Here is a 12,157-nt window from a genome sequence, read left to right on the forward strand (position 1 = left end):
CGCAGCCTTCAGAGCGACTGAAGGAACTTGAGCAGCGCCGCACGCTCCGTGCTGGACATGGTGCGGAACGCCTCCTTCGAGCCCTCGGCCTCGCCGCCATGCCAGAGGATGGCCTCGCTCAAGTTGCGGGCGCGGCCATCGTGCAGATAGGCCTCGCCTCCGCTCACACCAGCGGAGAGCCCGATGCTCCACAGCGGTGGCGTGCGCCACTCGGCTCCCGACGCGGTCCACTCGTTCAGGTTGTCGGCCAGGCCGGGACCCAGGTCGTGCAGCAGCAGGTCGGTGTACGGGTGGATGGTCTGCCCCCGCAGCTCGGCGAGCGGGTGATAGGGGCTCGTGGTCATCGTCGGTGCGTGGCACTTCGCGCAGCCCGCCGAGGTGAACAGCGTCTCGCCCCGCAAGGCCTCCGGGTCGGTGAGGTCCCGGCGCGCGGCGACACCGAGCGTCGCGATGTAGCGGTACAGCAGGGCCAGGTCGGCGTCGGACAGCTCGGTGCTCGGCCCCGGAGCCGACTGTGACGAGCCACGGTCGACGTTCGGGAAGATCGACGTCGTGACTCCCATGTCGTTGACCAGCGCGCTCGCGAGCTGATGGGTCACGCTCGCCTGCCCCGCCTTGTAGCCGAGCCGACCGAGGCGCTGGGCGCCGGTCTGCGGGTCGATCACCAACTGCATGCGGCCAGAGATGCCGTCGCCGTTCGCGTCGTTGGGGTCGGCGAGCGCGGCCACCGCGTCTTCGCGCACCGCCTCGAGCAACCCGAGCCCGACCAGCTGCGGCGCCAGCCGCACCGAGTAGAACGAGGGCACCACGCCGGTGAACGTGTAGCTCGGCTTCCGCAGGGAATAGGGAGTGCCGTCGCCGTAGGTGCCGCTCGTGGTGGTGTAGCTGCTGATGTACGCACCGCCCTCGGCCATGCCCGAGGTGACCTGTGGCTGCAGGTAGCGGCCGAGGTTCGGGTGCGAGGCCCCGGTCGCGTCACCGCCGACCCGAACGACGGACTCGAGCATCGGAGCACCGACGGCGGGAGGGAGCGCCCGGCCGTTGTTTGCGTGACAGGCCACGCAGCTTCGCGCGACGAAGGCAGGGCCGAGCTTGCCGGCCTGCGCGGTGAAGACCGGGTTACCGCTCTCGTCGTGCGCGCCGTCGCCGAAGTCGGTGTGGTGCAGGCGGCGACCGAGCATGAACGGCTGCACGCTGTTCTCCGACATGTGCCCTGCTATCTGCTTGAACCGATGCTTGGGCTCATTGGAGTACTGGTACGGCAGCGTGGCGCGGCCGCCCATCCACGCCGACTGCGGCAGGGGAAACGAGTCTTGTGCGCCCGACGACAGCACCGGCCCCTGGCCGTACCAGGGCACGAGGCCGCCCGAGCCAACGACGTACAGCACCGTGGTGCCGTAGTAGTTCGCGCGACCGTTGGTCGGAGCCTGGAGAAACTGGCTGACTTCGATCTCGACGCGATCCCCAACCCGCAGCAGCCGGTTCTCCTTGGGGTTGTGGCTGATGGTGGCGCGGTAGTGCAGCGGGTCGAGCCGGGTCGCGCTCAGATTCAAGAAGTACTCGGCCTTGGTGGTGATGCCGCGGAAGATGGCCCGGAACTCCGGCGCCTCGAGCGGCCATTCGGGGTTGATGTTGAACTCGATTTCAGTTCCACCCTTCGCGACCTTGTCGACGATCTCGATCTTCGCGGTGCGCTGCTCCCAGTAGAACGTGAGGTAGTGGTCGTAGATGTGGAACTCCGCTTCGCGGGCGTGGCGGTCGCGCGCCCGGTCGCCGAACCGGGTGATCAAGGCGGTCGGCGTGTCCTCGACCATCGCCGGCTCGAGCACGGTGGTGGCGTCGAACAGCGGCACCGGCCCGCTGCCCTCGGCCAGGGTCGTCGCCGTCACGGTCGCGCTGAAGGCGCTGGTCCCGGCGGCGTTGGTGGCGCGCACCGCGTAGGTGTGGGCAGAGCTGGCCGCCAGGCCGGAATGCGCGTGGGGCGAGGTCACGCTGGTGACAGTCACTCCGTCACGCTGCAGGTCGTACCCGGTCGCTCCCGGCACCGCGCTCCAAGAGACGGTGATCTGGCTCTCGCTGCCGGCGGTCGCGACCAGCCCTGACGGCACCGCCGGCACGGTAGGCGCGGCGTGCGTCGTCGCCGTCACGGTCGAGCTGAAGGCGCTGGCGCCAGCGGCGTTGGTGGCGCGCACCGCGTAGGTGTGGGTGGAGCCAGCCGCCAGGCCGGAGTGCGCGTGGGGCGAGGTCACGCCGGTGACAGTCACTCCGTCACGCTGCAAGTCATACCCGGTCGCGCCCTGCACCGCGCTCCACGAGACGGTGAGCTGGCTCTCGCTGTCTGCGGTCGCGACCAGGCCTGAAGGCACCGCCGGGGTGCTCGGCCCTGTACTTCCATAGACTTCAAGCTCCCACAACGAGTAGCCACCCGAGGTGCCGCGTGCGGTGCCAAACATGCGCACGTAGCGGCCGGTGCCCGAGACGGCGTGCGTGGCGACTCCCCCGCTGCCTCCGGTGACCGTGGCCACGTCGGTCCACGAGTTCAGGTCGTTCGAGAGCTGGATCTTGTAGTCCCTTCCGTAGGCCGTCTCCCAGCGCAGGACGACGGTGGAGATTGTGTAGCTCTGGAGCAGATCGACCCAGAGCCAGCCGGGATCGGTGGGGGTGCTCTCCCAGCGAGTGCCGACGTTTCCGTCGCACGCCTTGTTGGGCGTGTTGGTGGCGTTCTGGGCGTTGGACGCCGAATACACCTTGCCGATAGCGAGGTTGGTTCCCAGCGGGTTGATGGTGAAGACCAGCGTCTTCGAGTCGGTGCCGGCGGCGTTGGTGGCGCTGATGACCACGTTGCTGGTGCCAGCGGCGGTGGGCGTGCCCGAGATCTCTCCCGAGGCAGGGTTGACGCTGAGGCCGGGCGGCAGACCGCTCGCGGCGTAGCTGCTGGGAGCGTTGCTCGCGGTGATGGAATAGCTCAGCGCCATACCCACCGTTCCGCTCTGGGTGAGCGCGCTGGAGATCGAGGGAGGAGCCTTGGCTTCAGCGATGGTGAAGACCAGCGTCTTCGAGTCGGTGCCAGCGGCGTTGGTGGCGCTGATGACCACGCTGGTGGTGCCGGCGGCGGTGGGCGTGCCCGAGATCGCTCCCGAAGCCGGGTTGACGCCGAGGCCGGGCGGCAGGCCGGTCGCGGCGTAGCTGCTGGGAGCGTTGCTCGCGGTGATGAAGTAGCTCAACGACGTGCCCACCGTTCCGCTCTGGGTGAGCGGGCTGGTGATGGACGGCCGGGCCCCGGCTTCAGCGATGGTGAAGACCAGCGTCTTCGAGTCGGTGCCGGCGGCGTTGGTGGCGCTGATCGTCGCGCTGGTGGTGCCCGCCCCGGCCGGCGCGCCCGAGATCAGCCCGCTCGTCGGATTCACATTCAGCCCGGCCGGCAGGTTGCTCGCGCCGTAGGCCGTCGGAGAGTGGGTAGCGGTGATCTGATAGCGCAACGTCACGCCCGCGGTACCCGCCTGGGTGAGCGCGCTGTCGACAACTGGCGCCACTGCCGCCACTGTCGTCACTGGCGGCGGCCGCAGCTCGGCCGGCTCGCACGCCAGGACCACACACAGGACGAGGCTGAATCGGAAGAGTGTCGAGTGCATGTGAGCCCCTGCGCTACTGACGGAAGTACACATTGTCGATGTAGAAAGTGCCCGGGGCGGTGGTGAAGAACTTGAGCAGCCCCAGCCGGTTGAGCCCGCCGGGAGCTCCGGGCGGACCGAGCGCCGAGAGCGGGACATCAAACGAGACCCACGTGCCCGCGCCGACGGTGTTGGCGCCTGAAGCGAAGTTGTTGCCGGCGCTGGCTCCGCTCGCCGCGCCGGGTCCGGCGATGGTGCTGGTACCGTCAGCGTTGACCAGGTGAACCTGGAAGTTGGGCGAGCCGTCGGGCGACCACACATCGAAGTGCAGCGTGGTCATCGTGGTGGCGTCGATGAGGTTGGCGCCGGTCTGGGTGCCGCCGTGGCAAATCACCGAGTCGGGCGGCGACGGCGTGCCGCCCGTCGCTCCGATCAGCTCGATGATGGCGAAGCTGTGGGAGGGCACGGTGTACTTCTTCACCACGTGCGAGGTGCCGGCGATGGTGTAGTCGGCGACGGTGGTGCCGGGCGGGCCGAAGCAGCTCGCGCTGTACGAGCCCACCCGCCCGCTGTAGTCGCCACCCGCGACGCCTCCCGTGTACGCCGCGCTGTACAACGAGATCACGCTCTCGGGCGGGGCGGTCGGCGCGGCCGGCGGCGAGGTGGGGACGTCGCCCCCGCCGCCGCCCGCGTTGTTGAAGAAGTAGATGTTGTCGACGTAGACGGTGCCACCGTTCGGCGCCACGATTACCAGCTGGCCGAAATGCTTCAGGTTGGCGCCCGAGCTGCCGAAGTTGTTGCCAGGGAAGTCGGTGGCGAACGAGAGGTCGTACGAGAGCCACTGCCCGGTCGCGAGCGGCGGCGTCGAGTTCGGGGTCAGCGTGGCGATGCCGCTCATCTCACCGCCGTTCATCTGGCCGTTCGGCCCCGCGTCGACGAGCTTGAACTGCAGGTTGCTGACGTTGTCAGGCGTCCACACGTCGACGTGCAAGTGGGTCATTGCGCTGATGTCGAGCTCGTTGCTTCCGGTGATGGTGCCGTTGCAGCTTCCCGGCTGGGTCGCGCCCGTCTTTCCGAGCAGCTCGATGCCGACGTAGTTCGCAGCGGGGGTCATCACGTACTGGCGCGGGTTGGCGGTCTGGCTCCCCACGGTGATGGGGAGCACGTCGCCGCCGGTCGCCGCGCTCCAGCAGGCGCGCCACGTGTCGACGTTGGCGCTGCGATCCGAGGCGGTCCCGTTGTAGCCACCCGGCACCGAGCTGTAGACCGAGATCACCTCGGCACCGGCCGGGCGCGCGGGGACGGGCGGCAGGGTGGTCGGCGTGGCGAGGGCGCCCGCCGTCACCGTGAGGGCGAGCTGATTGGCCGTCGAGACCGTGCCCAGCGAAGCGGTGATGTTGGCGACCAGCGGTGAGGTGCCGGCGTTGGTGCCGGTGATGAGGCCGCCTTCGCCCACCACGGCGCCCGCGTGGTCCGAGGCGAACGTGAAGTAGCCGGGGCTGGGGGCGCGCAGGGTGATCGGCTGGGAGTTGATGGTGTAGTCGATCTTCAGGTCGCTCCTCTGCACCGTGTAGCTGGCGCCGCTCGAGAGCTGAGCCGCGGTGTTGAGCCAGGCCGGCGTCGGCTCGCCGAGCACGCTGCTGCCGAGCCGCTCGTACTGGATGTCGGCGAGCCAGAGGGTGGTCGAGGTGCCGGTGGGGCTGTGGTTGGTGCCGTCGGCGAAGTGGAAGAGGCCGTCGAGGGCGGTCAGCTTCGACGCCAGCGGAATGGGCACGATGAACTTCTGCCAGGTGGTGGTGAGCGCGAAGCCGTTCTGCTCGACATCGTAGAGGTTCGGGCCCACCGCGTTGTTGCCGAAGCCCACCTTCTCGAAGGTCAGCGGCTCGCTCGCCTTGGCCCAGAAGGTCACCGCATCGAACGAGGTGAGGTCGCGCGGAGCGCGGGTGTCGACGAAGGCGCCCCCGGTGTAGCCGCTCTCCGGGAAGACAATCTTGAGCGACGCGTGACCGGTGTCGTTGAGGGTGGTGGCGGTGTCCACGCTGACGTCGTTGGTCGAGTCGCCGAAGGGCGTGAGCTGCACCCCTGCGCCGTACGCTCCGGCGTAGAAGACCACGCCCGCCGGGTCCGGGGTGACGTTGACGACGGTAGAGCCTGCGACCGCGGTTGCCCCCTCGGGAGTCACGCTGGCGGTGATGGTGGTGCTGCCGCTCGCCACGGCGGTGACGAGGCCAGCCGCGCTGACCGTGGCGGTGGCGGGCGCTAGCGTGGTGAATGTCGCGCTCGAGGTCAGATTCCGCGTGGGGCCCGAGCTGTACGTGCCGGTGACGAGGAGCTGCGCGGTGGCCCCGGGCGTCAGCGGCACCGGGTTGGGCGTGACCGAGATAGAGACCAGCGTCGGCGCCACCGGCACCACGGTGACCGAGACGGTGGCGGTCTTCCCCGACGCAGTCACTGTGATGGTGGCGTCGCCAGCGGCAACGGCGGTGATGACGCCCGCGGCGCTGACGGTCGCCACGTCGGGAGCCGACGAGGCGAAGGCCGCGCTCGAGGTGAGCGTCACGCTCGTGTCGTCGTCGTAGCTGCCCGTCACCGCGAGCGGCTGCGCGTCGCCAACCGTGAGGGCGACGGTGGCCGGCGTGGCCGAGATCGAGACCAGCACCGGCACCGGCGTCGGCGCTGTGACCGTAACGGTCGCGGTGGCCGTCAGGTCGCCGACGGCCGCTGTGATGATCGCTCTGCCGGCGGAGACACCGGTGACCACGCCGGTCTCACTCACCGTCGCGATGCCCGCGGCCGACGTGGTCCACGTGGCGGTGTCGACGGCTTGTTTCGACCCGTCGCTGAACGTGCGCTCGACATTGAGCACTTGCGTCTGCCCGGTGCCGACGGTCGCCGTCGATGGCGAGATCGCGAGACTACTGGAGACGGAAGACCCGCAGCCGATTGCCAGGAAGATGAGGATGAAGCCGCAGATACCGCGCACGGGTCGGAGCAATGTTGTTCCCTCGGCCGAACACTTTGTTCGCCGTCCGAACAAACTATCTTTGACTCAACGATGTAAAGGCGCGGTGCGTCGTCCCCTCGGCCAGCAGGCCTACAGGGGCCGTCAGGGCTTCAACTGCGCCGCCGCGGCCTCCCGGTGCGCCGGCTGGCCCGTGGTCAGCGCATAGAGGGCGTAGGCAATGGGCCCGGCCGCGAGCAGCTCCATGCAGTGATCGCCCAGCCTGTCCCAGACCTGCCCGCCGGCCTTCACGTAGGCGTCGACGGTGGCCTCGAACACGGCGTCCACGCCGAGCATCCGCTGAAACACGAAGTCGCGTGCAGGGTCACCGACCTTGGCGGTGGTCCAGTCGAGCACACCGGTGATGGTGTCGTCGGGGGCCAGCAGGACGTGTGCGGGGTACAGCTCACCATGCGTCAGCGTGACGTGCCGGGGCCAGTAGGAGTCCTCACCCAGCCAGCTCTCCCAGCGCCGGATGAGCGCTTCGGCAACGTCGAACTCCTTCCGGACCTGGGCGATCTCGGCGGCCCAGCCGGCGCGAACCTGGTCGGGTGTCTCGACCTTCAGGCCGGCGCGCCCGGCCTCCTCGATGCTGATTCCGTGCAGCCGGCTGAGCAGGTGGCCGAACTCCCTGGCGTAGACGCGTGATTCGCGGTCGAAGTGCCACACGGGTTCGCCAGAGGCCGGGTCGAGGGTCAGCCCGGGTCTGCCGGGCAGGGCCCGGTAGGCGATGAGACTCCGGTCGGCGACCTGCCACTGAGGGACGGGGACTCCGAGGCGCGGACCGACGAAGTCCAGAATCGCTCGCTCCTCACCAAGCTTCGCGGAGACGTCGTCGCGCCGGGGAATCCGGAGGACCCACTCAACGCCGCCTGAGTCGCGAGCCATCACGACGCGATAGTCGAGCCCCGCCTCGTTGACCGACAGCGACTCGGGCTTGAGCTCCAGTCCGTGCGAGGCGGCACGTTCGAGAATCTGCCGGGCATCATCTGTAGGGAGGGGCATGGCGCGCGGGCAGCTCGGCGGAAGTTCTGCATCATTTTCCCCCTCGTGGGCTCCTCACCGCAATGACAGCAGGACGCCCGCTCCACAGGTGAACAATTCATCTCTCCCTGAGAATGGCCTCATGAATAGAACGTCCACGCCCCTGCTGCTGGCGCTGAGCCTGGCACTGCTCGCGGGCTGCTCCGCCCCGCCCTCCCCGACCGGCTCGGCCTCGCTCTCCGTCTCCTTGCCCCAGGCCCTCGCCTTCTCGGTCTCCCGCGTCTCCATCACCGCCAGCGCCGTGGATCTCCCCCCGGTCACCTCGGAGCTCGTCTTCACCGATGGCGTCTGGGGCGGCCTGCTCGGCGGCCTCCCTGCTGGCGACAACCGCGCCTTCCTGGCTCAGGCCTTCGATTCCGCCGGCACCCGGCTCTTCGAGGGCTCCACCTCCGGCGTCACCATCTCCCCCGAGCAGACGGCCCTCGTCGCCATCACCCTCCAGCAGCTCAGCACCCCTTCCCCCTTCCTGAACTCCACCCCCGTCATCGACGGGCTGGTCGCCCCCGCCACCTCGGTGCCCGCGGGGGGCACCCTCTCGTTCGCCGTCACCGCGCACGACCCGGACCTGGGAGACACCCTGTCCCAGGCGTGGTCCGCCACCGCGGGCTCCTTCTCCTCGACCTCCTCGGCCTCCACCTCGTGGACGGCGCCCGACGCCATCGGCATCCAGACCCTGACCTTCACCGTCACCGACTCGCGGGGCCTCTCCGCCTCGCTCTCCCGGGCTGTCTACGTCATCTCGAACCAGCCCTTCATCGTCTCCTCGTCCCAGTCCTCGGGCACCGCCTCTCCCGGCGAAGCACTCACCTTCACGGTGGTGGCCGGCGATCCCCGGGGCTCGGCGCTGTCCTTCTCCTGGTCCGCCAGCACGGGGTTGCTCGGCACCGCCGTCGACAGCGCGTCCACCAGCCGCATCCTCTGGAGAGCCCCCTCGTGTCACTCCGAGGGCCCGCCGCCGAGCATCACCGTCACCGTCACCAACGCCTTCGCCCAGACAGCGCCCCAGGGCTTCGTGGTGACGGGGCTTCCCTTCTGTGGCACTGCGAACTGGACCGCCACGGGCTCCCTGGCCGCGCGTCGTGAACGCCACACGGCGACGCCGCTCCTCGACGGCACGGTCCTCGTCGCGGGGGGCTTCAACTACGACATGTATCCCCCCGCGGCGGAGCGGTACGACCCGGCCACGGGGCTCTGGAGCGCGACCGGCGTCCTCATCAAGCCCCGCATCGGCCACACGGCGACGCGGCTGCTCGACGGCAGGGTGCTCGTGGTGGGGGGCTCCGATGGCAACTGGGGCTTCTTCACCTTGGCGGAGGTGTACGACCCGGCCACGGGCCTCTGGAGCGAGACGGGCCACATGAGCCTGTCTCGCCAGGACCACGCGGCGACGCTGCTGCCCGACGGCAAGGTGCTCGTCTCGGGGGGAAGCGGGGACTGGGGCTTCTTCGCGTCGGCGGAGGTGTACGACCCGGCCACGGGCGCATGGAGCCTGACCGGCTCCATGGCCTCGACCCGCGACGGCCACATCGCGACGCCGTTGCCCGACGGCACGGTGCTCGTCTCGGGGGGACGGGATGGGATGGGGGAGCTCCTCACGACGGCGGAGGTGTACGACCCGGCCACGGGCACCTGGAGCGCGACGGGCCCCATGGCCGTGGCTCGCCTGGGACACAAGGCGACGCCACTGCTCGACGGCAGGGTGCTCGTCACCGGGGGAGGCAACTACAACCCCATCGCGGCGGCGGAGGTGTACGACCCGGCCACGGGCACCTGGAGCGCCGCCGGAAGCATGACTTTCCCTCGCCTGGTCCACACCGCGACGACGCTGCTCGACGGCAGGGTGCTCGTCTCGGGGGGCGGCGATTCCAGTGGCCCCCTGGCGACGGCGGAGGTGTACGACCCCGTCTCGAACACCTGGAGAGGTGCTGGTGTCATGGCCTCGCGTCGCGGCAACCACACAGCGACACGGCTGCCGGACGGCACGGTCCTCATCGCGGGGGGATTCGACTGGACCGCGGGCCACCACCTGACGGGGGCGGAGTTGTACGCGCCCTCGAGCCCGTGAGCCATTGGACTCGCTCTCAAGGACTCCCCCATGAACAAGACCACCACGCCCCTGCTGCTGGCGCTGTCCCTGGCATGGCTCGCGGGCTGCCCTGCCCCGACCTCCCCTCCCCCGACCTCCTCTACCGGCTCGGCCCAGCTCGCCGTCTCCGTGCCCCAGGCCCACGCCGCCTCTGTCTCCCGCGTCACCGTCACCGCCAGCGCCGCGGATCTCCCCTCCGTCTCCGTGGAGCTCGGGCTCTCCCATGGTGTCTGGAGCGGAGTGCTCGACAACCTCGCTCCCGGCGCCGACCGCACCTTCCTCGCGCGGGCCTTCGACGCCTCGGGCACCCCGCGCTTCGAGGGCTCCGCCTCCGGCGTCGTCATCTCCCCCGGGCAGACGTCCTTCATCGCCCTCTCCTTCCAGCCCGTCGAGCCTCCCCCGGCCTCCGTCAACAGGCCCCCGGTCATCGACTCCCTGGTCGCCGCCTCTACCTCCGTGACCACGGGCAGCGCCCTCTCCCTCGTCGCCACCGCGCGCGATCCCGACCCGGGCGATACCCTGTCCTACGCCTGGTCTTCCGCCGCGGGCGCCTTCTCGTCGGAGGCCTCGGCCGCCACCACGTGGACGGCCCCGGTCTCCCCAGGCCGTCAGGTCCTCACCCTCACCGTCACCGACGCGCAGGGCCTCGCCGCCTCGTTCTCCCTAGCCATCGACGTCACGCCCGTCCCGGTGCGGGGCGACGCGCGGATCTCCATCTCCTTCAACACCTTCCCCCAGGTCTCCGCCATCAGCGTCACCCTCACCCAGCCGACCGTGGGGCAGACGACGACGGTCTCCGCCTCCGCCGCGGACCTGGATGGCGACAGCCTCTCCTACTCCTGGACGGCCAGCTGCCCGGGCACCTGGGCCCAGCGCACCTCCAGCTCCGCCCGGTTCACTCCTTCCACCCTGCCCTTCAGCCCCTGCGACAACTGCCGCCTGACGGTCCGGGTCTCCGACGAGCGCGGCGGGCTGGCCTCCGGCACGGTGGCCCTGTGCATCAGCCCGCCCCCCATCCCGCCCCACTTCACGCCCATCATCCGCTACGCCTCTCGCTCCTCGGACACGGCCGCTCCCGGCCAGGAGCTCACCTTCGAGGTGATGGCCAGCGACCCCGAGGACTCCCCGCTCTCCTTCTCCTGGGCCACCAACGCCGGCTGGCTCGGCGGAGAGAGCACGGGCACGTCCACCAGCCGCATCACCTGGACGGCCCCCTCGTGTGTCTCCACGAGCTTTCCTCCGGGCATCACCGCCACCGTCACCAACGCCTTCTCCCTGACGGCCACCCACAGCTTCCCGGTGACGGGGCTGCCGGCCTGTGCATCGGATTGGAGCGCGACGGGCGCCATGGTCTCGCCTCGCACCCAACACACGGTGACGCTGCTGCTCGACGGCAAGGTGCTCGTGACGGGGGGCTACAGCGAGTTGAGCGGCCCCACCACGACGACGGAGGTGTACGACCCGGCCTCGGGCACCTGGAGCGCGACGGGCGCCATGCACGTGCCTCGCGCCAACCATACGGCGACGCTGCTGCTCGACGGGAAGGTGCTCATCACAGGAGGACAGGACACCGCGACAGCGGAGGTGTACGACCCGGCCTCGGGCACCTGGAGCACGACGGGCTCCCTGGCCGTGCTGCGCTTCGATCACACTGCGACACTGCTGCCCGGCGGCAAGGTGCTCGTCTCGGGGGGACAGAGCGTGGGTGTCACGCTCGCGATGGTGGAGGTGTACGACCCGGCCTCGGGCACCTGGAGCGTCGCCGGCTCCATGGCCTCGCCTCGCATCGGCCACGCGGCGACGCCGCTGCCTGGCGGCAAGGTGCTCGTGACGGGGGGATACAGCGGTAACGGTGCCGAGCGCGAGACGACGGAGGTATACGATTCGGCCTCGGGTACCTGGAGCGCCGGGGCCACCATGTCCTCGACGCGCGCCCGCCACGCCGCGACGCCTCTGTCCGACGGCAAGGTGCTCGTCTCGGGGGGAGTCTCCGGTGGGGGCCTGCTCGCGACAGTGGAGGTATACGACCCGGCCTCGGACACCTGGAGCACGACCGCTTCCCTGTCCTGGCCTCGCGAACGTCACACGGCGACGCCGCTGTCCGACGGCAAGGTGCTCGTCTCGGGGGGCGGCGGCAATGGGGGCCTGCTCGCGACGGCGGAGGTGTACGACCCGGCCTCGGGCACCTGGAGCACGACCTCTTCCCTGTCCTGGCGGCGCCTGAACCACCTCGCGACGCGGCTGCTCAACGGCAAGGTGCTCGTCTCGGGGGGAATCAGCGATGACAGCTACCTGGCGACGGCGGAGCTGTACACGCCCTGAGCCCTGGGAGCAGGAAACAATCGAGGACGCCACGGAACCACCGGAACAGCTTCTTCGCCGGCCCTGGCGACGCTGAGCGTGAGCAGGCTGATG

The 12,157-nt window shown here is 69.9% G+C and carries 5 protein-coding genes; 2 read left to right on the forward strand and 3 right to left on the reverse strand.

What is annotated here, in order from left to right:
* Positions 1-8: 8 nt before the first annotated feature.
* From G4D85_RS49725 to G4D85_RS28195, 3 genes are all read right to left on the reverse strand, one after another.
* Positions 9-3,632, reverse strand: coding sequence for a di-heme oxidoredictase family protein (locus G4D85_RS49725; protein WP_164017116.1), 3,624 nt, complete (start codon positions 3,630-3,632; stop codon positions 9-11).
* A 13-nt stretch (positions 3,633-3,645) separates the two neighbouring features.
* On the reverse strand, positions 3,646-6,594 hold the full coding sequence (locus tag G4D85_RS28190; RefSeq protein ID WP_164017117.1) for a beta strand repeat-containing protein: 2,949 nt from the start codon (positions 6,592-6,594) through the stop codon (positions 3,646-3,648).
* A 123-nt stretch (positions 6,595-6,717) separates the two neighbouring features.
* Entirely contained in the window at positions 6,718-7,617 is a 900-nt protein-coding gene (locus tag G4D85_RS28195; RefSeq protein ID WP_164017118.1) for a macrolide 2'-phosphotransferase, read from the reverse strand.
* 121 nt (positions 7,618-7,738) lie between these two features.
* Between G4D85_RS28195 and G4D85_RS28200 the strand changes: the two genes are divergently transcribed.
* Both G4D85_RS28200 and G4D85_RS28205 read left to right on the forward strand, forming a co-directional pair.
* Positions 7,739-9,721: a Kelch repeat-containing protein gene (locus G4D85_RS28200; protein ID WP_164017119.1), complete on the forward strand. Its 1,983-nt coding sequence runs from the start codon at positions 7,739-7,741 to the stop codon at positions 9,719-9,721.
* 30 nt (positions 9,722-9,751) lie between these two features.
* Positions 9,752-12,064 (forward strand): Kelch repeat-containing protein, encoded by a 2,313-nt coding sequence (locus G4D85_RS28205; protein ID WP_164017120.1) that lies wholly within the window; start codon positions 9,752-9,754, stop codon positions 12,062-12,064.
* The last annotated feature ends 93 nt before the right edge of the window (positions 12,065-12,157 follow it).

This window comes from Pyxidicoccus trucidator (assembly GCF_010894435.1).
Taxonomy (GTDB): domain Bacteria; phylum Myxococcota; class Myxococcia; order Myxococcales; family Myxococcaceae; genus Myxococcus; species Myxococcus trucidator.

Bases quoted from the DNA above. Each gene is read 5' to 3' on its own strand.
- G4D85_RS49725 (WP_164017116.1), bottom strand. From the start codon at position 3,632: ATGCACTCGACACTCTTCCGATTCAGCCTCGTCCTGTGTGTGGTCCTG.
- G4D85_RS28195 (WP_164017118.1), bottom strand. From the start codon at position 7,617: ATGCCCCTCCCTACAGATGATGCCCGGCAGATTCTCGAACGTGCCGCC.
- G4D85_RS28200 (WP_164017119.1), top strand. From the start codon at position 7,739: ATGAATAGAACGTCCACGCCCCTGCTGCTGGCGCTGAGCCTGGCACTG.
- G4D85_RS28205 (WP_164017120.1), top strand. From the start codon at position 9,752: ATGAACAAGACCACCACGCCCCTGCTGCTGGCGCTGTCCCTGGCATGG.